General features: G+C 38.5%; 17 protein-coding genes. 8 read left to right on the forward strand and 9 right to left on the reverse strand.

The genetic code is table 11. The annotated features are described in order from the left end of the window. Window positions 1-94: 94 nt before the first annotated feature. Both H4J38_RS05610 and H4J38_RS05615 read left to right on the forward strand, forming a co-directional pair. Entirely contained in the window at window positions 95-2,554 is a 2,460-nt protein-coding gene (locus H4J38_RS05610) for a S8 family serine peptidase (RefSeq protein ID WP_182130377.1), read from the forward strand. Between the two features lie 162 nt (window positions 2,555-2,716). Then, complete coding sequence (locus H4J38_RS05615; RefSeq protein WP_182130379.1) at window positions 2,717-3,388, forward strand: PEP-CTERM sorting domain-containing protein; 672 nt, start codon at window positions 2,717-2,719, stop codon at window positions 3,386-3,388. A 379-nt stretch (window positions 3,389-3,767) separates the two neighbouring features. On the opposite strand, the gene H4J38_RS05620 is transcribed toward H4J38_RS05615, so the two are convergent. From H4J38_RS05620 to H4J38_RS05640, 5 genes are all read right to left on the reverse strand, one after another. Next, the gene (locus tag H4J38_RS05620; protein WP_182130381.1) at window positions 3,768-5,396 is read right to left on the reverse strand and encodes an AMP-binding protein; all 1,629 of its coding nucleotides are present in this window, start codon (window positions 5,394-5,396) and stop codon (window positions 3,768-3,770) included. Between the two features lie 108 nt (window positions 5,397-5,504). After that, window positions 5,505-6,920, reverse strand: a complete 1,416-nt coding sequence (locus tag H4J38_RS05625; RefSeq protein WP_182130383.1) for a coniferyl aldehyde dehydrogenase — start codon at window positions 6,918-6,920, stop codon at window positions 5,505-5,507. Then, window positions 6,920-9,268 carry an RND family transporter gene (locus H4J38_RS05630; RefSeq protein ID WP_182130385.1) on the reverse strand — a complete coding sequence of 783 codons (2,349 nt, stop codon included), beginning with the start codon at window positions 9,266-9,268 and terminating at the stop codon, window positions 6,920-6,922. The genes H4J38_RS05625 and H4J38_RS05630 overlap by 1 nt, the downstream gene beginning before the upstream one ends. 10 nt (window positions 9,269-9,278) lie before the next feature. Further along, complete coding sequence (locus H4J38_RS05635; RefSeq protein WP_182130387.1) at window positions 9,279-10,412, reverse strand: YCF48-related protein; 1,134 nt, start codon at window positions 10,410-10,412, stop codon at window positions 9,279-9,281. Between the two features lie 269 nt (window positions 10,413-10,681). Further along, window positions 10,682-11,710 (reverse strand): AraC family transcriptional regulator, encoded by a 1,029-nt coding sequence (locus H4J38_RS05640; protein ID WP_182130389.1) that lies wholly within the window; start codon window positions 11,708-11,710, stop codon window positions 10,682-10,684. A gap of 160 nt (window positions 11,711-11,870) precedes the next feature. Here H4J38_RS05640 and H4J38_RS05645 point away from each other — a divergent pair, with 160 nt between their 5' ends. The 5 genes from H4J38_RS05645 (at window position 11,871) to H4J38_RS05665 (ending at window position 19,159) form a co-directional block, all read left to right on the forward strand. Beyond that, the gene (locus H4J38_RS05645) at window positions 11,871-13,712 is read left to right on the forward strand and encodes a DUF1302 domain-containing protein (RefSeq protein WP_182130391.1); all 1,842 of its coding nucleotides are present in this window, start codon (window positions 11,871-11,873) and stop codon (window positions 13,710-13,712) included. Window positions 13,713-13,765: 53 nt separating this feature from the next. Beyond that, a complete protein-coding gene (locus H4J38_RS05650; protein WP_182130393.1) occupies window positions 13,766-15,127 on the forward strand; it encodes a DUF1329 domain-containing protein in 1,362 nt (453 codons plus the stop codon). A 98-nt stretch (window positions 15,128-15,225) separates the two neighbouring features. Then, a complete protein-coding gene (locus tag H4J38_RS05655; protein ID WP_259365409.1) occupies window positions 15,226-17,205 on the forward strand; it encodes an alkyl/aryl-sulfatase in 1,980 nt (659 codons plus the stop codon). Window positions 17,206-17,245: 40 nt separating this feature from the next. Then, on the forward strand, window positions 17,246-18,871 hold the full coding sequence (locus tag H4J38_RS05660; protein ID WP_182130395.1) for a GMC family oxidoreductase: 1,626 nt from the start codon (window positions 17,246-17,248) through the stop codon (window positions 18,869-18,871). Between the two features lie 15 nt (window positions 18,872-18,886). Further along, complete coding sequence (locus H4J38_RS05665; RefSeq protein WP_182130397.1) at window positions 18,887-19,159, forward strand: DUF1145 domain-containing protein; 273 nt, start codon at window positions 18,887-18,889, stop codon at window positions 19,157-19,159. A gap of 229 nt (window positions 19,160-19,388) precedes the next feature. Here H4J38_RS05665 and H4J38_RS05670 read toward each other — a convergent pair whose 3' ends face one another. Then, the gene (locus H4J38_RS05670; protein ID WP_182130399.1) at window positions 19,389-22,016 is read right to left on the reverse strand and encodes a putative Ig domain-containing protein; all 2,628 of its coding nucleotides are present in this window, start codon (window positions 22,014-22,016) and stop codon (window positions 19,389-19,391) included. 669 nt (window positions 22,017-22,685) lie between these two features. Here H4J38_RS05670 and H4J38_RS05675 point away from each other — a divergent pair. Continuing rightward, a complete protein-coding gene (locus tag H4J38_RS05675; protein WP_182130401.1) occupies window positions 22,686-23,408 on the forward strand; it encodes an ABC transporter substrate-binding protein in 723 nt (240 codons plus the stop codon). Between the two features lie 327 nt (window positions 23,409-23,735). Here the strand turns inward: H4J38_RS05675 and H4J38_RS05680 are convergent, their stop codons facing one another. From H4J38_RS05680 to H4J38_RS05690, 3 genes are read right to left on the reverse strand one after another with little or no spacing between them, the layout of a single operon-like run. Beyond that, window positions 23,736-24,920 carry an alginate export family protein gene (locus H4J38_RS05680; protein WP_182130403.1) on the reverse strand — a complete coding sequence of 395 codons (1,185 nt, stop codon included), beginning with the start codon at window positions 24,918-24,920 and terminating at the stop codon, window positions 23,736-23,738. A gap of 59 nt (window positions 24,921-24,979) precedes the next feature. Beyond that, complete coding sequence (locus H4J38_RS05685) at window positions 24,980-25,840, reverse strand: ABC transporter ATP-binding protein (RefSeq protein WP_182130405.1); 861 nt, start codon at window positions 25,838-25,840, stop codon at window positions 24,980-24,982. A 24-nt stretch (window positions 25,841-25,864) separates the two neighbouring features. After that, a complete protein-coding gene (locus tag H4J38_RS05690; RefSeq protein ID WP_259365424.1) occupies window positions 25,865-26,806 on the reverse strand; it encodes an ABC transporter permease in 942 nt (313 codons plus the stop codon). Between the last annotated feature and the right edge of the window lie 34 nt (window positions 26,807-26,840).

A 26,840-nucleotide genomic window follows, 5' to 3' on the forward strand; every position in this document is an offset into this window, starting at 1 on the left:
GTTTTACCCTAATCCTTCTAGGGGTTTATCCTGATTCTTTAATACCTTGTTGTTTGAGATGCTCGTTGTATCGAAACTACTTAGGTTACTCCCAATGCTTAAAACTAAACTAAAAAATAAATTGCTAATCGCTGGTTTAATGGGGGCAGGTATACTGTCTTCTAGTCTCTCTGCTAAATCTTTCGGACCTGAATTACAAGGCTTGATGTCAACAGCAGCTGTTCATGATGTCTTCGAAGTTATTGTGACATTTGAAGGTGAGGGTGCAATAAATACTGAACGCTTAAATATTATCGAATCTGCTGGTGTAATTGGTGGTGTTAGCTTCAAGCAATTGCCAATTGTTGGTATTACCGCAACGAAAGCGCAAATCGAACAAATATATACTTCAAATAAAGTGCGTTCTGTTTATTTTAACGCGCCACTTTCATTAGAGAATGATGGCGCAACACAAATTACCGGCGTCGACCGTTTACGTGCTGATTCAACAATGAGAAGCCAAGGTACTCCATTTTCTGGTCGCGGTATCGGTGTTGTTGTTAACGACTCAGGCGTTGATGGCACACACAGCGATATTAAATACCCGAATCACGTTGTACAAAACGTATTAGCGCAAACTAACTTACATTCATTATCAGATATTTTACCTATTACTTATCAAGAAGATACCGCCAACACAGATATTGCTGGCGGTCATGGTTCACATGTTGCCGGTATTATTGGCGGTAATGGCGCTATGTCTACTGGTAAATACCAAGGTGTAGCACCTGGTGCAAAAATTATCGGTTACGGCTCAGGCGCAGGTCTCTTCATTTTAGACACGATTGGTGGTTTCGATTATGCCTTAACCCATCAATATGATTACAACATTCGCGTTATCTCAAATTCTTTTGGCAGTACTAGTGACACAGGAACTGATTTTAACCCGGATCACCCAACCAACGTTGCCACTAAAACTCTATCAGATAACGGTGTTATTGTAGTGTTCTCTGCGGGTAATTCTGGTAGTGGTGAAGCGACGATTACTGGTAACTTTAAAAAAGCACCATGGGTTATTACGGTTGCGGCAGGCGATAAAGAAGGAAAGTTGGCTGACTTTAGTTCACGTGGTGTTAAAGGCAAAGGTGGCGAAGTGATGGTTGGCGATGAAATGTTTCATTGGGAAGACCGTCCAACCGTTACCGGACCTGGTGTTGATATCATTTCTACACGCGCATCATTATCAAGCTTGAGCGCGTTAAGTATTGGCGATGACAGTGAAGTAATGGCGCCTAACCATGTGCCTTATTACACGTCTATGAGCGGTACATCGATGTCTGCTCCACATGTTGCTGGTATTGTTGCTTTGATGTTAGAAGCTAACCCAAGCTTAACTTGGCGTGAAGTAAAAGCAATTTTACAAGAAACTGCTACTAATATGCCTGGTCGTGAAACGTGGGAAGCTGGCGCAGGTTATGCAAACGCATATGCTGCAGTTAAATCGGTGGTAGATCAAAGCCTAAACTTTGGTAGCACAACTAAAATTGAACGTAATTTTAATGCTAAAGCGTTAACGTCAGTACAAGCAGAATACGCTGAAACTGTTACCTTCAGTCCTGTAGGTGACAGCGAAGGAACTGTTATACCAGTGAAAGCTGACGCTTCTATGGTGATGGTACGCGCAAATATTGATGATAATACGGTTGGTTTATCATTAACTAGCCCAAGTGGTAAACGTTACGGTTCTAGTATCGCCATTCCAGTGTTAGGCCAAAATATTGCAGTAACGGCTCCCGCTGAAGCAGGTAACTGGATATTGAAAGCAAATGGTATTGGTGGTATTTCTGGAGTAGCGCTTGACCCAGCGGGTGTTACTAACGGCTACGCGGTTCCAGGTGATATTGCAGTATCAATCAAAATTATTAAAACTGACGGTTATACCGGCCTTGGCGATGTGGAAAACCATCCGGCAAAATCATTTATTGAATATGCGGTAAGTGAAGAACTAGTTGATGCCAATGCAAACGGCTTTCAACCAGATGAAGTGTTAACTCGCCAAGTGCTAGCTGACTTTTTAACTTTAGGTGCAGGCATTCGTCAATCTAACTTAGCAACAACAAGCGCCTTTAATGATGTTTCTGGTCAGTATGCTGCAGCAGCAAATGCGGTTAATAATAAAGGTGCGGCTTTACGTAATACTGCGCAAGATCAAGCGCCTGTTATGCAATCTAATGGCAGTAGCTTTAACTCAGAACAGTCAGTTGACCGTAATCAGTTAGCATACTCTTTAGTGCAATCATTGGCATTACAACCTTTGGCAGAAAGCTTTAGTGGTGAGATCACTGCGATTTTTCAAGACCAACGCGTAGTACTAGCGGATCAAGCGCAAATTCCTGCTGAGTTAAAAGGTTATGTACAATTGGCATTAGATTTAGGGATATTAAATGCGCACTTTGACATTCAACAAGGTCCTTATGATTTAGAGCCAACTATTATTGCTAACTTTAACGGCGACAATGTAGTAACTCGTGCGGATTATGCAGTAGCAGCAACGCGATTCTTTAACAACTATTAAGCGTTGTAGACCTCTGGAAGAAAAGCCCACCAGTTTGTATTAGGTGGGCTTTTTATTCAGACCAAAAACTTTAAAATATTTTAGCAATAAGCATTATTTAATCCGATTGGTTTAACAATTAACTGCCCAAGTTATAGGCAAATAAATAAAAGGTATAATCCGATGAAATTTAAATATATCAATCGTTTAGTCATTGGCTCAGTGTTGTCTTTAAGTTGTTTAGTTAGCCCGGCACAGGCTGGCTTGATCACTATTGGCGCGTTAACCAGTAATAATGACGGTAGTACCAGCGTTATTACCGATACCCTTAATAATCTTGAATGGATGCGATGGAATGAATCAGCTAATTTTAATTATGCTGAAGCTTTATTGCAGAACACGTCAGGTTGGACAATAGCTGGTGCAAACCAAGCTAATTTATTCCTCGATGCGTTATATAACGGTATTAGCCATGGTTGTTCTGATAACATCGACGACTCTTTATTTTGCGCAGATAGCGGTAGCTTCTCAAGTGAAGAATACACTGCGCTGTTAGGCGACTCATCTACACGTGGCACAAGCAGTATTGATGCAGCATGGTTCTATGATGACGAAATAACAGATGGTAAAGCCGGTTATTTAAAGCTAGGGTCAGGAACTAGTAATGAGAAATTTAATACTTATGGCACTATTGCTAAAACTGAAGTAGATAGACTTTTGAGTAATGAAACTATTGGCTGGTTAATGTATAGAACAACCACAGTGCCTGAGCCTACCACACTAACTATTTTTGCATTAGGCATTATCGCTTTAGCGTCACGACGATTTAAGAAGCAAGTGTCACCGCAAGTGTAACAGGCTTTGTTGTCTATAGATTTTTATCTCAGTTGATTAATTCAAAGTTAATAGCTGTTGAGCAGTTTTAGTTAAGTTTGATAAAAAAATAAAAAAAGGACATCAAACGATGTCCTTAAAATGAAAGCAATTAACTGTCTAAAACCTTGTGTCGAATCGGAAAAGAACCGTAAAAAAGTTCATCCTAAGGTTATATTTTACCGCCTGTAAACGAGATAAATTCATTTAATAGATGAAATTTTTCATTCACTGAAATTGCAAAAGCTATAAGTAGTTATTGCTTCAACCTACTTTCAGTAGCATCAAACCTAAAGTATTCAGGTCATTTTAACATTTGCAAGACATGCTATGCATTTATAACCTGAAGCAATCATAAGCCTTATCTTAATTCTCTTCGCAATAATTTACCGACCGTTGATTTTGGAATTTCATCAAGAAATACCACTTGTTTCGGTACTTTATAAGCGGTAAGTCCTTGACGACAATAAGCTATAATATCTTTTTCGGTAATGCTCTGGTCTTCTTTTACCACAAATAGCTTAACAGCTTCGCCCGTTCTATCATCTGCGACACCAATACATGCTGATTCTAATATACCAGGCATTTTGGCAACCTCAGCTTCAATTTCATTCGGGTAAACATTAAAGCCTGAGACATTAATCATGTCTTTTATGCGATCAACAATATGGAAAAAACCATCATCATCTAACATAGCCACATCACCGGTTTTAAAATAACCATCAGGAGTCATGCATTCTGCAGTTGCTTCAAGATTATTCCAGTAACCTTTCATTACTTGTGGACCTTTAGCGCATAATTCACCAGATTGGCCTTGTTCAACGGTATTGCCGCACTCATCTCGAATAGAAATATCTGTGTTGGGCAAAGGCACACCAATACCAGGTACACTCTCACTTTGATCACCATTACCAAAGTTTAAGGTTAAAACGGGTGAGGTTTCCGACAAACCATAACCTTCATGTAACCTAGCACCGGTAACCTGTTGCCATTTATCTGCCACAGCTTGTTGTACTGCAGCGCCACCACCAACGCAAAGTTTTAATGATGAAAAGTCGATTTGATCAAATTTTGGCGTATGTAATAAGCCATTAAATAATGTATTCACGCCAGTAAACGAAGTTGCCGCAGAGTTCTTCCATATTTCAACAAAGCTCTCCATATCACGAGGATTAGTCACTAACACATTTTTAGCGCCAAAAGTGAAATAAGCTAAGGTGTTGGCCATCAAAGCAAAGATGTGGTACATCGGGATTGCCGTAATAACAACTTCATGACCATGGTCGATGTGATTTTTAGTAAATTCTTGAAATTGCAGAATATTGGCAATTAAATTGCCATGGCTCAACATAGCACCTTTAGATAAACCTGTAGTACCACCGGTATATTGCAGGAACAGTAAATCATCATGATTCAGTGCTGGTTCAGACAACTCAAATTTTTCACCTTGAGTTAAAACATCTGTGAACTTAATCGTATGAGTCAAACGCTCGTCAACAGGTGCACAAGGTAAACCTTTATTGACTAAGTCGTCTAAATCAATAGTAATAATGTTTTTAACATCGGTTTTATCGAGCACGTCAGCTAGCATTTTACTTGATTGAGAAAATATAATGATGGTATCAACTTGAGCGTCGTTAAGTTGATGTGTTAACTCTCTTGCAGTGTACATGGGGTTTACGTTTACTTGCACAGCACCCGTACGAATAATTCCCCACATGGCGATTGGAAAGCATAAGGTGTTAGGGCACATTAAGGCGACACGTTCACCTTGTACAACATTGAGCTTATTTTGTAGATAAGCGGCAAAACATCGTGAAAGTTCATCTACTTGCTTAAAAGTAAGCTCAGCGCCAAAATTACTATAGGCAGTTTGCTGTTCATATTTAGTGGTGGTTTGATGAAATAAATCTAATAAAGAACCATAACGATTTAAATCTACTTCATGAGCCACGTTTTCTGGATAGTTTTTCATCCAAGGTTTAGTCATGTTATTTCCTTTAGCACTAAATGCATTTATGCTTGAAAAACAGAGTTGAACAAGCAAAGTAGGTTGAAACTCTAAATTGAGTTAAATATTTATTACTCATTAAGTCAATTAACGAATAAATATTTTAAATAATAGTTGATGAATTTTATTACCAAATGGAGGGAATAATAATGAACCTAAGCTTATTTTTCCTCGTGATAGCACGGACTTTCCATGCGAGAAAGTTTTAAAACCTTCACTACCGTGGTATTGCCCCATGCCAGAAGCACCAATGCCACCAAAAGGTAAATCATCAATAGCCACATGAAAAGCAGCATCGTTAATGCAAACACCACCTGCATGGGTATTTAATAAAACTTGTTGTTGAAATGACTTGTCAAAACTACAAATGTATAAAGCAAGTGGACGAGGCTTACTGTTGATATAAGCAATCGCTTCGTTAATGTTGTTATAGCCAATAATAGGTAATAATGGGCCAAAAATCTCTTGCTGCATAATGGTCATGTCATCATTAACATTAGTTAGCAGTGTTAAAGGCATTTTTCTTGAAGCGCTACCATTACTGTCTTTTGATAAAGGCATTATCGTTGCCCCTTGCGCTTTCGCATCGGCTAATAAACTATCAAGACGGGCTTTTTGTGCATCATTAATTATGCAGCTGCAGTCATCATTCTCTTCAATATTAGGGTACATGCTTTGATAAGCGGTTTGAAAAGCTTGGGTCAATTCTTCTACTTTGCTTTGCGGGCAAAAAATATAATCGGGTGCAACACAGGTCTGTCCGGCATTAAGGGTTTTACCCAAAATTAAGCGGCTAACGGCAGTTTTTATATCTATATCATTGTCAATAATGGTGGGTGATTTACCACCTAACTCTAAAGTAACAGGCACTAAATTTTCAGCCGCGGCTTTCATTACGAGTCTGCCTACGCCGGTAGAGCCAGTAAAAAATAAGTGATCAAAAGTTAGGCCTGAAAATGCTGCTGCCATGTCAGACTCACCGCAAATAATAGCCACTTTATTACGAGGAAAAATATCTGCAATTAACTTGGCTAATAGCGTGTTGGTATTAGGCGTGTACTCACTCATTTTTATCATCGCAGTATTACCTGCCGCTAATGCCGTAGTTAATGGTCCCAAAGTTAGAAAAACCGGATAATTCCACGGCGCAATAATGCCGATAACACCTTTAGGTTGAAAAACTACCTCACCCTTTGCCGGTTGAAATAAAATCCCGATATGTTTCTTTTCAGGTTTCATCCATTTTTTCAGTTTTTTTATCGCATAGTTTATGCCCATGACGGTGGTGAGAATATCTCCTATTCTAGAGTCGGCGGCACTGCGATGGCCAAAATCTTGGCTCATGGCATCAATAAAAGCTTCTTGGTTATCAATAATAATGGCTTTTAACTTTACTAAGTCGCTAATGCGCTCTTGATAGCTAGGATAAGTATTACTCGCAAAATATTCTTTTTGTTGTAAAAAAGTATCAGTTAGTGCTGTTTTTGTTGTTATTTCTTTCATTACTTTTTATCCTTTTTAGAACCTATTTTGAGTAACCATGCAATAGCTGGAATAAGTGTTAGCGCACCTAACATGTTAAAAATAAACATGAAAGTGAGTAATATACCCATGTCAGCTTGAAATTTGATTGGTGAAAACACCCAGGTAGCTACACCAATAGCTAAGGTTATACCGGTAAAAGCAACGGCTTTACCTGTTTGATTTAAAGCGTAGCGATATGTCATGTATAACGACTTGCCTTGGGTGAGGGCCTCTTTAACTTTACTGAAAATGTAAATACCGTAATCAACACCAATACCTACACCTAAAGCAATTACGGGTAGGGTGGCGACTTTTACGCCGATACCTAAAATACCCATTAAACCTTGGCTCATAATACTGGTTAAAATTAATGGTGTGATGATACAAATAACAATGCGACCACTTCTAAAAGTGATTAAACAAATAATAATAACAATGGAATATACCCAAACTAGCATTTCAGTTTGTGCGTCTTCAATCACCATATTAGTGGCAGACTCTATACCTGCATTACCTGCAGCCATCAGAAATTCTATACCATCGACTGGGTTTTCAGCTTTAAATTCTTCTACTGCTTTGACAACATTATCAAGAGTTTGTGCTTTATGATCATTGAGGAAGACCAACACTGGCACCATTGAGCAATCTTTGTTCATTAAGCCTTGCGGTGTTTTTGACAATGAAGCGTTAGTCATTAATTGGTTACGGTTTAAGCCATACCATTTTAGTGAACCTTCATTCATGCCAAATAGCCCAAACTTTGAAACATCAGCAACAGACTTAACCGCTTGAACACCTGCAACGTTGCGTAAATGCCATTGAAATTGATCAACCCACACCAGATTTTGATATTGAGCACATTGCTCAACGTCAGTTTTTACCATAATGACAAATAAGTCAGTACTGGTACTGTAATTATCAACAATATAGGCGTTGTCTAAGTTGTAGCGAGAATCAGGTCTTAGCTCGGGTGCACCGGCGTCTAAATCGCCAATTTGCATGGCTTGAGAAAAGTAAATCCCTAAGCCAAAAAGGATTATACCAACCGCTATCGCAATTTTTGCTAGTGGTGGTTTGGCAAAGTTTTTAAACAAACGTTCAACAATACCTGTTTTATGAGCAGATTTTTGTGCGTATTTTAAACCGGCAGGTGAAACACCGATGTAACTCATGAGAATAGGTAGCGCAATTAAGTTGGTAACAATAATAATAGCAACACCAATACTAGCGGCTATGGCTAATTCTCGGATCACTTCAATATCAATTACCATTAAAGTAGTAAAACCGATAGCGTCACTAACCAAAGCGGTAATGCCAGCAATATAGAGTGAGCGAAAAGCAAGCTTGGCAGAATCAATCTTATTAGCGCCAGTTACGCTATGGTGAATAATTGAATTGATAATTTGTACGCCATGGCTAACACCAATAGCAAAGACTAAAAAGGGCACCAGCATTGAATATGGATTAATGCCAAAACCGAGCAAATTTAAGATGCCGAGTTGACAGCATACGGCAAAAATTGAGAAAACTAATACCGAAACCGTACTGCGTATACAGCGTGAATAAAACCATAATAATACAAAGGTAATAACTACGGCTAAAACGAAGAATGCAACAACTTGTAAAGCACCATCGATTAAATCACCCACCACTTTTGCAAAACCAACAATACGAATAGTGACAGTATCGCTACTGTATTTGTCGCGTATTTTATCTTCTAAAATTGATGATAGCTCCCGATAATCAAGCGGCAAGCCTGTTTCAGGATTAATGTCTTGTAAGGGGGCTAAAATAATTGCTGATTGGAAATTATTAGCAACCAGCACACCTATTTGCCCTGATTTAAAAATATTAGATTTAACGCGTTCAATCATCTCGTCAGAGCCGTCGTAACCGTCAGGTATAACAGCACCGCCTACAAAGCCTTCTTCGGTAACTTCTTGCCAGCGAACATTAGGTGTCCATAATGATTTAAGGCCGTCACGACTTACGCCAGGAATATAGAAAACTTCGTCGGTGACTTGCTTTAAAGTTTGTTGAAAGTCGGCATTGAAAATATTACCTTGTTTAGTTTCAACCACAATACGAACAACATTACCTAAATCAGCGAGTTCTTTTCTGTAGGTTAAAAAATTATTGACGAACGGATGGTCGCCGGGGATCATTTTAGTAAAGCTAGCTTCAGGTTTAACTTTAACGGCTTGTATGGTTAACAAAGCGATACAAACGACAACTATCGCCATCACTAATGCACGATGACCAAAAACAAAGTTCTCTATTAGCTGCTCTAATTTGGTCGGTGAATGAACGGTTTTATTCTCTGACATAAGCTTGCCCTTACTTCTTAAGTAACCAAGTTGAAATGCCGAATTGTCCGGCGAGAACTAATGAGTTTTCTTGTACTAAAATACTAGAAAGTGCGGCACCTGATGGATGTTTATTGATACGCAGTGTGGCTAGATTTTCAGGAAGGAAGTCAACAATTAATCCACCATGGCCCACTAAGTAGGCTTGACCTTGTTTAGAAAAATCTCCACCCAATAAACTTGCGCTAGTAGGCAGTTTTTTATGTTGCCAGTTTGCACCACCGTCAAGCGATACCATTAAATTTCCTTGCAAACCAAAAGCAACAAGCTGCTCAGGTTTTTCAGTATTGGCAATAATGCCAAATAAACTGCCGTAGTAAGGCATGGCCATCGTAGACCATGTTTTACCTTGGTTAACAGAATGAAAGCCCATGCCATTTTCGCCAACAATATAAAGTTGATCATTAGTGGTGACGATAATCGAGTTGAGGTGGAAGTTATCTGGGTTATCGAGTCGCTTACTTATTAAAGACCACGTTTCACCTTTATCTTCACTGGTAAGTAATGCGCCATAGGCGCCGCTCGCAAACAGCAAGTCGTTTGCGGTTCGGGCAACAGATAATAGGGGTTTATTTGGGCCAGACTTTAATTCAATTTGGTTGTCTTCAAGTGCAAAGGCAAAGTCTTCAAGTTGGAAGGTTAGCTCTTCAAGTACATCTTCATCTTGTGTTTCGCTTATCAAAAGCTTTAAAGCTGCTTGTTGCTTGGTGAGTTGCGCTATTTTTAACTTAGTTAGCTCTGCGCCAGTAAATACTTTGCGCCAAGTGCTGCTGCTATTTTCAGCTTTGAGGATAACGCCATCATGGCCAACAGCTATTTTACTGCCGTCAGACAATATCGTTACATTGGTGATGGAGACACTAACAGGGGATTGCTGTTGCTGCCAGTCGTCTTTATTATTCCAACTAATAATGTGACCACGTTCGCCAACGACTAATACGGTATTATTGATTGATGTCATCGCCATAAGCACACTTTTGCTTGCTAACGAGCTTTGCTTAGCGGGTAACTCAAGCAGATCTAAACTGCTTTTCGCTTCGGCTACATTAAGCTGAGCGAGAAAGAACAAGTTTATCACGCTAATGACAATATAAGATGAGCGCATAAAGATCCTAATAAGTTATATAAGTCTACTTACTAGTATTGATGAAAAAAAAATAATTGAGAGGTGTTAAACGTGCCAAATGATTATCTTTGCGACACAGAGTGTTTTTAATGAGTTTTTTTTAAGCAAAAACAGCCATAAAGCATGTTCTTAATATTAATTTAAATACATCATCTTCAAGGGTTTAAATGATTCTAAGCGCTAAATAGTTAAGATGAATTATCAATTTTTTATGCTTTAGACCAGAGCAGAATGATTGATTGTTTATTTCAACTGCTGTTTCTACCTTGTCTATAATCACCAGGTGTTTGGGTTGTCCAACGCTTAAAGGCGCGATTAAAATTACCGACACTCGAAAAACCAACTAAGTAACCAATTTCACTTAAGCTTAAGTGTTTTTGAGTAATGTAATTCATGGCTAACTTTTTGCGCGTGCTTTCTAATATTTCTTTATAACTTGTTCCTTGGTCATTTAGTTTGCGTTGTAAGTTACGCAAACTCATGCCAAGGAATTCAGCTATTTCAGTTTGTGATGGCGCGCCAAGCGGCAATAATTCAAAAATTTTGTTTTTAATGATATGACTTAAATCATTTTTATCAACTCTGGCCATAAATTCGTCAAGCATTTTTTCATGGCTGTGGGTTATTAAAGGGTTACCACACATTAATTTTTCTTTAGTTTGCTTAAGATCAAAAACAATAGCTGTTTGGCTGCAACCAAATTCTACTTCACAGTTAAAGAAATTTTCTAGATAAGACGTATCATAGCGAGGAGTAGGATAACCAAAACAAATTTTTAAAGGGGCAAAATCTAAAGTAACGAGCTCGCGGGCAAACCGAATAATAGTGGCTAAAAAAGTTTCTGCTGTTGCAAGGGGAAGTACGGGTCTATTGGTTGATTCATAGGTGAAAATGTTCATTTCAAACACTAAGTGTTCATTTCGCTGGTGATTAACCAATTTACAAGTATTTGAAACAACACGCTTGTAATGGGCAATTCGCTCTAATGCATCGAATAGTGTGTTTGATGACATCATTGCATAACCAAGTGCATGAAACATACCGGGGTGAAACTGCTCTGCTACCAACACAGAAAAATCATGACGGCCCAATTTCTTATTACAATATTCAAGTAAATGCGAAAATTTTTCTGCCGCAATACGAGATTCTTGGTCCGTTACTATGTCTTGAGAAATGTCACATTCGTTAAGCGCTTTTACAATATCAATCTTGTGCGCGTCCATAGCTCTAGAAATAGGGATCATCCAGCCGGTTAATGTTGAATAATAATCTTGCACTGCAGCACCTAAATTTTTGAGGATTTTCTATTCTACGAGATTTGCACGAAATGACAATAGGTTGGCACATTTAGCGAAATATTAATTAAATCATTGGCGTAATGTAATTGCGAGACTAATATTACATTACGTTTTACTAGACAATAAATAGGCGAATAATATGCAAAATAATAACTATAAAATCAAGCCCATAGCTTTGATGGTTGCCTTGGTTTTGGGGGCGTCTTCAGCCAATGCGGTCGACTTTAATCTTGGTGAAAACGAAGACATTTTATTGCAAATCAACTCTCAACTAGACATTGGTTCTAGCTGGCGACTTGGTGATGCTGATCCTCGATTTATTGGTAAAACTAATGGCGGAACAGGTGCCACAGCGACTACTGATGATGGTAACTTAAATTATGATAAACATGACGCTTACTCACAGATCATCAAAGGTGTGCATGATATTCAGTTGAGTAAAGACAATTTTGGTGCCTTTGTTCGTGTTAAATATTGGTATGACTACGCCCTTAAAGATAAAGATGTACCACACGGTAACTCCATTAATGGTTACACGCCTAATACTCCTTTGAGTGACGATGGCTTTGAAGATAACACTAAGTTTTCAGGTATCACCTTATTAGATGCTTATGTTTATGCTTCTTTTGATATTGGCGATTCACCGTTAGACATTCGTTTAGGCCGACAAGTTGTAAGTTGGGGGGAGAGTACTTTTATTCAAGGGGGTATGAACTCATCAAACCCTTTTGATGTTGCCGCTTTAAGACGCCCAGGTGCAGACTTAAAAGAAGGTATTTTGCCGGTAGGAATGTTATATGCCAATTTAGGTGTTTCACAAAACTTAAGTGTCGAGGCTTTTTATCAATATGAGTGGGAAAAAACTCAAATTGATGGTTGTGGTACTTATTTTTCAGGCGCAGATTTTGCAGCAACAGGTTGTGACTTTGTTTCTGTTGGCCCATTGGGCGACCAAGCAGGTTTAGCCGCAGGACTAGCGGCAGAGCGAAGAGCAGATGTAGAACCCGATGACGGTGGCCAATATGGTTTAGCGGCTCGCTATTATTCAGAAGCATTAAATGATACTGAATTTGGTTTGTACTATATGAACATTCATTCTCGTTTGCCGCTAATTAATGCAATTAGAACGAGTATCCCTTTAGCTACAGGTAATGCTGCACCAGTTTTTGTACCTAAAGCGTTTGACCCAACCGGTGGTGCTTTAGCTGCATTAAATCCAGCCTATGATATTGAATTCCCTGAAGACTTAAAGTTTTACGGGGTTAGTTTTGCCACCAATGTTGCTGGTGTCGCTTTGTCAGGTGAAGTTTCTTACAAGCCTGATACGCCAGTACAAATTAGTGGCCCTGAAATACTTAACGGTGTGTTATCTGAAGCACCATTTTTACGCTACACCTCAAGAGTCACCGGTGTAGGATATGGTCAAGAAGCTAAAGGTTGGGATGAGTTTGATGTCACCCAAATGCAAATGACCGCGATTCAATTTTTTGAAAATACTATGGGCGCTTCTCGTGTTACTGTTATCGCAGAAATTGGCGTAATTTTAACCAATGGTGTTGAAGACTCGAACCAACATTATGGTAGGAATTCAGTCTTTGGCTTAGGTGACTTTGATGCTGGCGGAGGCATAAACTGTACTAATTTAGTTGCTGGAGGCAACTTGTCCGGTGATTGTAGCGCCGATGGATTTACCACTGATAGTGCATGGGGATATCGTCTTCGTGGTGTTTGGGAATACTCTGATGTCTTTGCTGGAGTGTCATTAAAACCTACTTTATCTTGGGCGCATGATGTTAGTGGTTACTCGCCTGATCCAGGTCAGCAATTTCATGAAGGCCGTAAAAACTTAGGCTTTTCATTAGAAGCAGCGTATCAACAAAAATACAGTTTAACGGTGGGTTATAACAACTACTCAGGTGGTAGCCACAATATCTTAGAAGATAAAGATTTAATCTCGTTGGCTTTCGGCATTTCATACTAATCCAAACCTTGTATTTATTAGGATTTGAGAAAAGTAAATAAAAGAGAATGATAATGAAAAAATATATAACCACAGCAAGTTTACTGATGCTATCAATTGCATCAAGTACGGTGTTAGCGCAAGTTAGCCCAGAAGAAGCAGCAAAACTAGGTACAACATTAACGCCATTAGGAGCAGTAATGTCTGCAAATTCAGCAGGCACTATTCCTGCTTGGACGGGTGGATTAAATAGTAAAAACTCAACTAAAAGTGAAGACTCAGGACGACCTGCGCATCCTTTTGCGGAAGATAAGCCTATGATGGTCATTACTTCAGCAAACTATAGTGATTACCAAGACAACTTGAGCCCAGGGCAAATCGCCATGTTTGAAAAATATGCTGATTATAAAATGCCTATTTATAAAACAAGACGAACAGCAGCATACTCAAGTGACTTATATGATGTAGTAAAGAAAAATGCCACTACTGCTGAGTTAGTTCAATCAGGCAATGGTATTGCTAATTTTGATACTACAATTCCGTTTCCTCTTGCTAAAAATGGCTCAGAAGTTATTTGGAATCATATCACTCGTTATCGTGGCGGAGCAGCTAAACGATTTTTGACCACTATTCCAGTGCAATCAAATGGTTCATTTGTACCCGTAAAAATGAATGATCAACTTGTTTGGCCAGAATTTTTGAAAGATGGTCGTGATGCAAAAGAAGATGACAACATATTATTCTATTACCTACAGGAAATTACTGCACCTGCTCGCTTAACAGGTACAGCTTTATTGGTTCATGAAACTATTGACCAAGTTAAAGAAGCACGTAAAGCCTGGGTTTATAATGCCGGCCAACGCCGAGTTCGTCGTGCGCCTAATGTTGCTTATGACGGACCAGGTGCAGGTACTGATGGTTTAAGAGCCACTGATAACTACGATATGTACAATGGTGCGCCAGATCGTTATGACTGGAAATTAATCGGTAAAAAAGAGCTTTATATCCCATATAACTCTTATAACTTACTTGATACCACAGCAAAATATGAAGACCTAATTCAACAAGGTCATTTAAATGCTGATTACTTAAGATATGAGTTACACCGTGTTTGGCAAGTTGAAGCAACATTAAAGGAAGGTGCTAGACATATTTATGCTAAACGTACTTTCTTCATTGACGAAGATACTTGGGGCGCATCAGTGATTGATCAATACGACGGTCGCGGTGAGCTATGGAAATTATCAGAAGCCCACAACATTCAATTTTATGATGTTGATACACCTTGGATGGTTGCCGAAACCTTACATGACTTAAACTCAGGCCGTTATTTGGTTACAGGCTTAAGTAATGAAGAGCCAACCTTTATGATTTTTGGCGAAAAAGTTAAGCGTACTGATTTTTCAACTTCCGCGCTTAGACGCTTGGGTCGTTAATCAAAGTAAACCCCCTGCTGATTAATATTGTTGAATTAATTTTCAACCATATTAATCAGTTTTTTTTGTCTTTTTTACCACTTTTTAAGAGAAATAGCATGTTAAAACCTAGCTTTCCACTTCTTGGGTTTGTATATTGTACTTTGTTAGCCACTATGAGTGTTGCCAATGCTAATACAAATACCGAGCTAAAGCCCGCCAGTAAATATACTGTTGCTCATCAAGCAGAGTTATTAGAAAACTTACCATTTAGCGATAAACTTGATTTCACTTTGGCTGAGAAAGGCTTAATTAAACGACCAGAAAAGCTCATTATTAAAGATAAAGCGGGTAATGTTGTTTGGGAGCTCGGCAATTATCAATTTTTACTTGATAACCAAAATATTGACAGCGTAAACCCAAGTTTATTGCGCCAAGCTAAGTTAAATATGGCTTACGGTTTATATCAAGTAACCGATCGTATTTATCAGGTTAGAGGCTACGATCTAGCTAATATTACTTTTATTAAAGGTGATAGTGGTTGGATTATTTTTGATCCCCTATTAACCGCTGCTACTTCTCGAGCCGCGTTCGCACTTGTTACTCAAGAATTAGGTCAGTTTCCCGTAAAAGCTGTGGTATATAGTCACGCTCATGCCGACCATTTTGGGGGCGTAAAAGGTGTTGTTAGCCAAGCACAAGTTGATGCCGGTGAAGTAGAAATTATCGCTCCGCGTGGTTTTATGGAACACGCCATTAAAGAGAATGTATTAGCAGGCAATGCGATGACACGTCGTGCCACATATCAATACGGTAATGCGCTTGCAAAAGGTGTTAAAGGCCAAGTTGATGCCGCCATTGGTAAAGGCTTATCTACCGGCTTTATAAGTTTAATTGCACCGACTAGAGAAATTTTGGCTGACGAAGAAACTATCATTATTGATGGCATTGAAATGGTGATGCAAAACACTCCAGGTACAGAATCTCCTGCGGAAATGAATACTTATTTCCCACAATTTAAAACCCTTTGGTTAGCTGAAAATGTAACCGGCACACTACATAATATTTATACTCTACGCGGCGCTGAAGTTCGTGACTCGCAAGCGTGGAGTAAGTTTATAAACAAAGTTATTTACCGTTTTGCTCATGAAAGCGATGTGATGTTTGCCTCACACTCTTGGCCGAGATGGGGTAAGGAATATATTATTGAAGTATTAGAAAAACAACGAGATATGTACGGTTTTCTACATGACAAAACCTTAAATCTTGCTAATAAAGGTGTGACTATTAATGAGATACACAATCAATTATCGGTGCCTGATGTTTTAGCACATCAGTGGTATAACCGGGGTTATCATGGCTCTTATTCTCATAATGTTAGAGGCATTATAAATAAATACTTAGGTTTTTATGATTCTAACCCAGCCAACCTTAATAAGTTAAGTCCGACTGAATCATCCGTTAAATATATTGAGTTAATGGGCGGCGCAAAAAATGTGTTAACTCAGGCGAGCAAAGCGTTTTATAAAGGCGAATATCGCTGGGTAGCTGAGTTATTAAATCACTTGGTTTTTGCACAGCCAGACAATGAGCAAGCAAAAAATCTTCAGGCTGACACCTTAGAGCAATTGGGTTATCAAGCAGAAAATGCCGGCTGGCGTAATAGTTATTTAGCTGCAGCGTTTGAATTGCGTCATGGCATACCGACAACAGCTAAAGCCACAAAAGGTGGCCCAGATATGATCAGAGCAATGAGCAGTGAGCTGATTTTTGATTACCTTGGCGTACGGTTAAATACCGACAAAGCATTGGCACATCAGTTTAAAATTAACGTTATTTTCCCTGACCGTAATGAAAAATTCTTATTAGAATTGAAAAATGCCCATTTAAATAACATTGAAAATGTTCAAGACAAACAAGCTGATTTAACCGTAACGATTAACCGAAAAGATTTAAACCTTTTACTGTTAAAGCAATTGTCATTTCAGCAATTAGCTCAATCAGGAAAAATGCAGCTCGATGGGAATGGTCAAGTGTTCGGTCAATTATTAATGATGATGGATGAGTTTCCATTCTGGTTTAATATTGTTACGCCGTAACCTAATTAATTAGTGGATTGTTATAATAGAGGTGTTTTTTATGCAAACTCAAGCAAGCACAAATGATGAATATGATTACGTTATTGTCGGTGGCGGCTCCGCAGGCTGTGTACTAGCCAATAGATTAAGTGAATGTGGCAAACACAGTGTTTGTTTATTAGAAGCGGGTAGCGATAACAACAGCATGTTTGTTAACACCCCTGGCGCTTTTTCAGTCTTTATGTTTTTGAAAAAATTCAATTGGAGTTTTAATGCTAAGCCTAAGCGAGACATTCGTAATGGCGAAGCACTATTTGTGCCTCGTGGTAGAGGATTAGGCGGCAGCTCTGCAACAAATGCCATGCTTTATCTTCGAGGTCAAAAACAAGATTATGACCATTGGGCTGAATTAGGTAATAACGGTTGGTCGTTCGACGATATTTTACCTTATTTTAAAAAATCAGAAACTAACGAGCGTGGTAACAGTGAATTTCATGGTGACAGTGGACCTTTGCAAGTTACAGATCGTCCTGTTTTCTATGAAATTAGTAAACGATATATTGAGGCTGGCCAACAAGCTGGCTTTAAGTTTAGCGATGACTTTAATGGTGCTGATCAAGAAGGTGTTGGTTATTACCAGTGTACGATAAAAGATGGCAAGCGTTGTTCTGCTGCTCATGCCTATTTACTGCCGGTACTTGCGAGAGAAAACTTGACAGTATTAATCGATGCACAAGTAAGCAAAGTGCTAATAAAAGACAAACGAGCCTATGGCGTTAATGTTTTTATTAAAGGTGAACAACGCATCATAACCGCTAAAAAAGAGGTGATTTTAAGTGGTGGTAGTATCGCCTCACCCCAGTTATTAATGCTCTCTGGTATTGGCGAAAAAACTGAACTTACACATCATGGTATTACTTGCATACATGAACTTAAAGGAGTTGGGAAAAACCTACGAGAACATGTCGATGCCTGTGTATTAGTCAAAAGTAAAAAAACAGATGGCTTTACCGCATCAGCTTCAGGTTTACTGAAAATGCTGCCAGATGTTATTAAATATATCACCAGTAAAAAAGGCAAGCTTGCCAACAGTATTCTTGAAGCGGGTGGCTTTATTAAATCAAATGATGATATAGAAAGACCTGATATTCAATTACATATGTTGCCTTTGTTATATGACGATAATGGCAGAGATTTAAAACTTTTATCACAGCATGGTTTTTCATGTCATGTTTGTGTTCTTCGCCCAGAAAGTACAGGTACGGTATCGCTAAAATCAGCTAATTATAAACATGCACCAGAGATCGATTTTAACTTTTTTTCTGATGCTGGAGGAAAAGACCAAGCAGTATTAACTAATGGTATGCGTCAGCTACGTAAAATTTTAACCGCTCCAGCATTAGCTCAACATTATGAAAACGAAGTGCATCCAGGCAACGCTTTTGAAACCGATGAGCAAATTTTTGCTAAAGCAAAAGAGCGTTTAGGTACGGTTTATCATCCGGTAGGCACCTGTAAAATGGGTAATGATGATATGGCAGTGGTCGATAATCAGTTAAAAGTTCATGGTATTGAAAATCTTCGAGTGGTTGACGCTTCCATTATGCCAACACTTGTTAGTGGTAACACAAACGCGCCAACGATGGCGATTGCCGAAAAAGCTTCAGATATGATTTTGGCGCATTAATTTAGGAAGTTACAGATGTTAAATGTAGTTATATATAGTCTAAAAGCTTTACTGACGGGGTTATGGATCTTCGCAACATTAGGTTTATTGTCCTTGTCACCGCTGCCAACAGAAGTTCAATTTTATGTTTCACTATTAGCTTGTATTGCTCTTTTAGTGCACTTTATTGAGTTTTTTGCCATGAAAACTAAATTTAAAAACCAAAGTGGGTTAGAAATGAACTTTCTACAAACAATGCTTTGGGGATTTGGTTATTGGCTGCCTATTTTGAAGAGTTCTGCAAAGTAAGTTGATTAAGTGAAAATATTAACCCAAAAGTTTTAGGTCAAATAAAAAGCCACATTCGAAAACTGACGGTGGTTTTTTATATTGGTTCTTTATGGTTATACACTGTTTTAAAATATATCCTTAAGCATACAGATAGCATAATGAACATATAAAAAAGGGTTTGCAGTAAACACTGCAAACCCTTTTTAATTTATCTATTTGATTAATCAATCAAGGTTAATAACAACGCTTAATAAAAGTACAAGTTATCAAGATAAATGGTACCGGCACCAACAAATTTGAATTGAAATGCCTTGGTTAGATCTACTACGCCTGAATACGTGCTTAAAGGGATCTCAATACTCTTCCAGCCACCCTGAGTTGTCGTGATCGTGTGTGCAGTTTCTGCTGGACCTTCGCTGATTAGGAATACATCAAATGTGGTTGCATCTTCTGTCCAATAATCAAGGTGTAAGGTAGTTTTACCCGATACATCTTGTACAGAGTATTGTATACCTTGATAGTTTAAGTTTGCCATTTTCAGCGTATTATTTCCGGCAATGTCCATTTCAGTAGTTACTGTTGCTTGTCCCCAATTTGGGTTAGTGTCCACGTCTGCAACAGCGGTGTATGTATCACTGAATACAGAAATAACATCAGCTTGGGCTTGCATCGGTGCAGGAGCTCCAACCGTTGGCTCAGATGGAGCTACAACTGCTGCTGTGAAGAAGTACAAGTTATCAAGATAAATGGTACCGGCACCAACAAATTTGAATTGAAATGCCTTGGTTAGATCTACTACGCCTGAATAAGCACTTAACGGAATATCAATACTCTGCCAACCACCTTGAGTTGTAGTGATCGTGTGTGCAGTTTCTGCTGGACCTTCACTGATTAGGAATACATCAAATGTGGTTGCATCTGCTGTCCAATAATCAAGATGTAAAGTGTTTTTACCCGATACGTCTTGTACAGAGTACTCAATACCTTGATAGTTTAAACCAGCCATTTTCAGGGTGTTATTACCCTCAATATCGATTTCAGTAGTAACTGTTGCTTGTCCCCAATTTGGGTTTGTGTTCACACCGGCAACAGCAGTGTAACTATCACTGAATACAGAAATAACATCTGCCGTAGCTGCTGTTGGTGCGGGTGCTGCAATCGCTGGAGCCGTACCAGGATCACCTCCACTACCTTCTTGTGCAGAGAACATGATGTTATCAAAGTGATTCAGGGTATCTTGACTTCTAGTTGCTGTTTGATCAATGTGAATAGCAAAGCCATCAATAACACCCGTTTCGGCGTGACCAATCCAACCACAAGTATCGAAAGTTAACGTTTCCCATTGGTTAACAACGGTATTAGAAACAGCTACTGTACCCGCAGATCCCCAACCATCGCCATTATTTTTTTCAAACTTAACATGGGTTAAACCAATGGTGTCTCGGTAAACATCCATTTTAACTGTACAGTTTGTTGCATCTAATGCAAATGTATCAATACCTTCAGTTCTAGCTCCAGCCCATTCGCCATCACCTTGAAGCACCGTTAATAAAGCAACAGTAGCAGAGGTGTTGATACCAGTGGTAACTGGGTTATCAACATACTGAACAGGATTAGTATCAAAAGATCCCCAAGTTAGTTGTGGCCCCTCAAAATCAATACCCATAGCGGTTGTTGTTGTTGCACCATCGCCTGAATCGCCTGGCATAGTAGCTACAGCATCAGGATCAATATGAAACACTACGTTATCAACACTAAACTCTGCACCATTACCAGTGCCCCATGCAGGGAAAATCATGATTAGGTCAACATCTGAAAGGCTTACATTGAAGCTGTAATGCATCCAAGTATCTAATACAGGAACATGTCCTTCAACGCTGTCTTGTAAATTAACTTCTGAAAAACCTTCCGCGCTATCTTCTAGTTTTAATTTCCAATCTGTGTCGACAGTGTCAGGCATGGAAGTTACTTTTAAATCAAACTCTAAAGTAGTGCCTGTTGGTGTATCAAAAGCAACACCATCTATTGCATCACGGGCATTGAAACCCATAACAGCACCTGCCGTACCATTATTGATAATGAATTGAGCAACCAGACCGTGGTCACCATCTGTAATAATTACAGGTGGTGCACTATCAGTGTTCTCCCAAACTGGCCAAAGTGGGTTATCCATCTCTTCATAAACCACTAATGCAGGTCCCTCAACTGCAGCTTCATCAACTGTAATGGTAAAGGTTTGCATAGTTTCATCAGTATCGTCAGTTACTGTTAAGGTGATCTCTGTAGCAGCTACATCGCCTGAAGCGGGTGTTCCAGATAATACACCTGTTGTCTCATCAAACATTAACCAAGAAAGCTTTCCTGGAATGGTTGTTGACATGGTTAACATATCATTGTCAGCATCGGTTGCTACTAATGTATAAGTATAGGCTTCACCAACCGTTGCACTTATTATTGCTGTACTGGTAATTACAGGGGCATTATTTTCTGCAACAGGCATGGTTACCGTAATGGTAAAAGATTGCGTTACCTCGGCAGTGCCATCACTAACCGTTAATGTTATTGCATGGTCGCCTATGTCGCTTTGAGCCGGTGTGCCGCTCAATACGCTAGTTGCGCTGTCAAAAGAAAGCCACGCTGGTAAATTAGCTGCTGTGGATGTTAATACGTCACCGTCGGCATCACTTGATACTAACGTATATGAATATAGAGAGCCCGCGACTACCGTATTAATCCCTGTGCTAGAAATTACAGGTGCTGAGTTTACGACCGGTTCCGGATCTTTTTTTGAATCTGAACCACCACAAGCACTAAGGGCTAAACCCAAGCTTATGGTGATAATTGTTTTAACAAATTTACTCTTTGATTTATTCATTTGCTTTCCCCAAAAATGAATAGAAGCTTTTCCGTAATTATCACAAACACACACTGAAAATTGTATTTACATGATTAATAAGGATAATCTTTGCTATTGTTAGTGTAGTTATAATTTTAAATAGCGAAGTTTAAGTTATTCACATTGCAAAATCACAGAGTAAAATACTTTAACTAGTGCCTAAATTTACAGTACAGTAATTAACCACTATAACTATGGGGATTCGGTGAAAGGGTATATTTATCTAGATGAAAAGGTGAAGCGTTACATAAATAGGCTAAGTGGATAAGTCAGTTATTACAACCTCGTAGAACTTGTTAAATTTAAGCGCTAAAATTTAGAAAACATGCTAGATTAATATTGTATTTACTGTTTAAGATAGAATGCTCAGCCTTTTTGTAGAGCGTGTTTTATAGCTATCAATAAAAGGATCTAATGCACCGCTAAATATTATAATAGCTTGCAATTTGTTTAGGTGTAAAAATTTACTATTGAGTGTTTACTGTGCTGATTCGCTATTTATTTACACTTTTAGTTGTAGATTTTTTATTGATATTATTAAAATAAAACTCACTAAGTTCTTATATGTTTAAATTACCGCTAGATTTAATATAACGGGTTAGCTGATTTAGAAAGTCCCTTTTTATAGGTTTATTAATTTTGTTTTTAATGAAAAAACTTACAGTATTTACAATTTTTTTGATGTTCGCTTTTTATAGTCAAGCGAACACTGAATATGAAAATGTCCACATTGTTACCGAACACTTAGCCCCATATCAAATCGGTGAAAACTATGAATTGATCGGCGGTGCTGTTGGCGTTCAAATGCAAAGGCTTTTTAACAAAGTGCTGCCAAAAAATAAGATAGAAGTTTTACCTTGGGCGCGTGCATATCAAATAGCGTTAGATCGCCCTAATACCATTATATTTTCTATGGTCAGAACACCAGAGCGTGAAAACAAATTTATTTGGATTGGTAAAGTGGCGCAAGTGACCACGGAGTTAATTACCTTAAAAGATAGCAAATTACAGCCTATTAAATCACTGTCAGAACTTAAAGGAATTCCGATTGGCGTTAAGCGACTTGATGCAATTACCACATTTCTTATTGATAGAGGGTTTCAATTTAATAAAGAATTAGTCGAAATTATAAATACATTTTCGACCATGCAAATGTTAGAAAAAGGTCGAATTGAAGTTATCCCATCTAACAAACAGATAATTGACTTTTACTGTCAAGATACTGGATGTAAAAATTCAGACTTTAAAACTATTTATACCTTGAAAGAACTATCAGAAGAATTTTATTTAGCAGTAAGCTTGGGCACAGATGAAAATTTAGTTAAACAACTTAGAGCTGAATTTCCTATGTTAGATTTACCCGTTCAATAAAATCTGTCTATTTATCGTTATAATCAAACGGAGTTAGTCACTTATTTATCAAGTATATACTGAAACTTAGCACCAATATTCATATTAGTGCTAAGTTTATCGAGGGTAATTCTTACTTACTTTGTTCAATACGTAAAAGTTCGGTTTGCCGAGCATTTAACTACCACACACTGATTAATCCAATATCGCATCTTCTTCTGACATGATTATAATTACTTTTTTATCACTAGATTTACACTCAATTGTTCTACTTAATTCGAGCAAGCAGTATTTCAGTAATCCTAAGCTTGTAGCTATTCAAGCTTAGCTCGTGTTTTGTTCATTAGCCTAAAATTTAGCCCCAACCCAGAGCCAAACTTTATCAGTATCAAGGTTACCTGCGGCTGAATCACCTGCTGAATAAGCCGCGTACTTTATACCTGCGCTATAACTTTGCGCGAATTTTTTCGTGTAAACTGCGTTAATTTCGCTGCCTAAATCGTCAACTGTATCGGTTGATTCATCAGCACTGTAATCATGAACTGTTACAGTCCAACCACCGCCGAATGCTTTACCTGAGATTGAGGCATAAAGATCAACCAAACCTTCTTTTGGTGTGCCTAAAAACTGATCTGCCCAGCCATTGAATTTATGCAGTGTTGCGAGTGGTGTTGAAAATCCGTACATTGCTTCATCACTGCCCAATACCTCTGCACCTAATTTAAGGGTCACAGTATCAAAACTATATCCACCTTGAATGGCCATATAACTTGCAGAATAGTCAGTTCCACCGTTTTCTGAATCTTGAGTAGCAAATTCGGCTGAATATGAAAACTTGTCTTTTTTTCCGTTAAAACTTACACCAAAAGTATCTAAGCTATTAGCCGTACCTTCATCAACTTCTAAAAGGTAGCTGTAAGCTGTTAGTTTGCCGTAACTTGTTTTGTAGGCGATATTAAGTAAATGATCTTTCGAATTAAAATCTTTTTCATCGGAAAAAATACGATTACGTTTATTAATGTAGCTATAGCTCATTTTTATATTGTCTAAGGCTGAATAAGTTATGGTTGCGGCATCAAATGTTTGTCTATCTTGACGCCATCCTACATGCCCAACATAACGATGGTTATCTAAGGTTAGTACTTGGCGACCAACTTTTGCGGTTACGCCATCTTTTTTGTATTGCACATAAGCTTGGTCTAATTCAGTCGTTTCTGGATCGGCGATAACAGAATATTCCGTATTATTTCCAACGGTATCGTTATAGTTGTTAACACCAGCTACTTGGCGTGAGTCTTCAAATTCAATAACAGCGGTAAAATCATTGTAGCTAGCACTGGTGTAATTTAGGCGAGTTCTTAGCGTTAACGCTGAGGCATCTTTTTTTGCATTGTCTTGATCAACCGTTTCATATCGCAAGTTTAAATCTATACTGGCTTTAGCGTTAGTCTCGCTATTTGCGTTTGCTGAAACACTTGTACTGGCTAATAAAATCAGTGCAGTAATTTTTGAGAGTTTATGAACTGTTTGCATGGTTTGTCCCTTAAAGTTTTTTAAATAAGTTTTATAATTTTTAAATTTAGCTAAATGTATTAAGCAACACTGGGCGCTTTTTGTTTTGCTTGCGTTTTTTCAGTTGTTTTGGTCGATTCAGTTGCTGGAATAACTTCAACTTTTCTTTGTTTTTCATACAAAAAAGTTAAAACAGCTGAGCGTAAACGGTTATATTCAACATCTTCTGCCAGTGCTAAACGATTTCTTGGATGAGGTAAGTTGACGTCTAATATTTCGCCTATTGTCGCTGCTGGCCCATTGGTCATCATGACAATGCGATCTGACAATAAAACAGCTTCATCTACGTCATGGGTGATCATGATTACGGTGTTGTTTAGCTTTTGCTGAATTTCCATTAATGAGTCTTGCATATGAGCTCGCGTTAAAGCGTCGAGTGCACCAAAGGGTTCATCCATTAAAAGTACTTCAGGTTTCATTGCTAAGGCTCTGGCAATGCCAATACGTTGTTTCATACCGCCTGAAATTTCGTCAGGACGCTTGTCTTTTGCATGATCCATATGAACTAAGCGTAAGTTATGTTCGATCCATTCTTTCATTTCGGCGGGAGACATCTTATTTTTAAAGACTTGCTTTACTGCTAATTCAATATTTTGATAGGCGGTTAACCAAGGCAATAATGAATGGTTTTGAAAAACAACCGCACGTTCAGGGCCGGGTTCTGTTACTTCTTTGTTATTTAATAACACGCCGCCTAATGTTGCTCTGTGCAAACAGGCAACAATATTTAATACGGTTGATTTACCACAACCTGAATGGCCAATAAGTGAAATAAATTCGCCTTTTTTAATTTGTAAGTCAACACCCTTTAACGCGGTAAAGTCGCCCTTAGGGGTTGGAAATACCATATCTACTTTACTGATGTCTAAAATAATACTCATGTGATTTCCTTTATCCTATATTGACTATAGTTGTGCACTTGATTTGTCCCAAGACAATATTCTTTGAAGTTGCAGCATGGTTCTGTCAAGCAGGTAGCCAATAAGACCAATCGTTAATACTGCGGTCATAATGCGACTAAGAGATTGCGAGCTGCCGTTTTGGAATTCATCCCAAACGAATTTTCCTAACCCTGGGTTTTGTGCCAGCATTTCAGCCGCAATAAGTACCATCCAAGCAATGCCTAATGACATTCTCATACCCGTAAAAATGGCAGGAATGGAAGCCGGTAGAACAATCTTTTTAATATGTGCGTGTTTAGGCAGGCTTAACACTTTACTGACATTCACCCAGTCTTGGTTCATTGAAGCCACACCAAAAGAGGTGTTGATGACCATAGGCCAAAGGCTACATAAAGTTACCGTGATTAAAGAGGTGATAAATGATTTAGCAAACATAGGCTCAGGAGATACATAAAGCGCACTGACTACCATGGTTACTATGGGCAACCAAGCCAAAGGTGATACAGGTTTGAAAATCTGTATTATGGGGTTTATAGCCGTGTTGAGCGTTTTGCTTAAACCAATGGCAATACCTAACGGAATAGCAATAACAGCAGCCACTAAAAAACCACTTATTACGGTGATTAAACTGGTAAATATTTGGTCTAAAAATGTCTCTTTACCGGTATAAATGCGTACTTTGGGTTGATAATTTGGATCTTTTGCCATGCGCACTTTATTGCGTGCGTCTTGGCGAATATAAAAAGCGTCTTCTTTGTCGCGTTCAGCATTATGCTCATCAATTAAATTAACCACTTGAGTAGCCACAGCACTGGGTCCAGGGAACTTACCGAGCGAAGTATCAATGCTACTAGCCGTAAACGACCATAGCAACATAAAACAGAAGATACCGGCCATAGGTAATATCAACGCTTGTGCCTTTTCTGAAATAAAGGACCTGATCATTTTGTTATCACTCAAAGGGGCAATACCTAATGTT

It is taken from the genome of Colwellia sp. BRX10-3, from assembly GCF_014077505.1.
GTDB lineage: Bacteria > Pseudomonadota > Gammaproteobacteria > Enterobacterales > Alteromonadaceae > Cognaticolwellia.

Bases quoted from the DNA above. Each gene is read 5' to 3' on its own strand.
- H4J38_RS05630 (WP_182130385.1), bottom strand. From the start codon at position 9,268: ATGTCAGAGAATAAAACCGTTCATTCACCGACCAAATTAGAGCAGCTA.
- H4J38_RS05625 (WP_182130383.1), bottom strand. From the start codon at position 6,920: ATGAAAGAAATAACAACAAAAACAGCACTAACTGATACTTTTTTACAA.
- H4J38_RS05680 (WP_182130403.1), bottom strand. From the start codon at position 24,920: ATGCAAACAGTTCATAAACTCTCAAAAATTACTGCACTGATTTTATTA.
- H4J38_RS05620 (WP_182130381.1), bottom strand. From the start codon at position 5,396: ATGACTAAACCTTGGATGAAAAACTATCCAGAAAACGTGGCTCATGAA.
- H4J38_RS05635 (WP_182130387.1), bottom strand. From the start codon at position 10,412: ATGCGCTCATCTTATATTGTCATTAGCGTGATAAACTTGTTCTTTCTC.
- H4J38_RS05685 (WP_182130405.1), bottom strand. From the start codon at position 25,840: ATGAGTATTATTTTAGACATCAGTAAAGTAGATATGGTATTTCCAACC.
- H4J38_RS05665 (WP_182130397.1), top strand. From the start codon at position 18,887: ATGTTAAATGTAGTTATATATAGTCTAAAAGCTTTACTGACGGGGTTA.
- H4J38_RS05650 (WP_182130393.1), top strand. From the start codon at position 13,766: ATGAAAAAATATATAACCACAGCAAGTTTACTGATGCTATCAATTGCA.
- H4J38_RS05690 (WP_259365424.1), bottom strand. From the start codon at position 26,806: ATGATCAGGTCCTTTATTTCAGAAAAGGCACAAGCGTTGATATTACCT.
- H4J38_RS05645 (WP_182130391.1), top strand. From the start codon at position 11,871: ATGCAAAATAATAACTATAAAATCAAGCCCATAGCTTTGATGGTTGCC.
- H4J38_RS05615 (WP_182130379.1), top strand. From the start codon at position 2,717: ATGAAATTTAAATATATCAATCGTTTAGTCATTGGCTCAGTGTTGTCT.
- H4J38_RS05670 (WP_182130399.1), bottom strand. From the start codon at position 22,016: ATGAATAAATCAAAGAGTAAATTTGTTAAAACAATTATCACCATAAGC.
- H4J38_RS05660 (WP_182130395.1), top strand. From the start codon at position 17,246: ATGCAAACTCAAGCAAGCACAAATGATGAATATGATTACGTTATTGTC.
- H4J38_RS05675 (WP_182130401.1), top strand. From the start codon at position 22,686: ATGAAAAAACTTACAGTATTTACAATTTTTTTGATGTTCGCTTTTTAT.
- H4J38_RS05610 (WP_182130377.1), top strand. From the start codon at position 95: ATGCTTAAAACTAAACTAAAAAATAAATTGCTAATCGCTGGTTTAATG.
- H4J38_RS05655 (WP_259365409.1), top strand. From the start codon at position 15,226: ATGTTAAAACCTAGCTTTCCACTTCTTGGGTTTGTATATTGTACTTTG.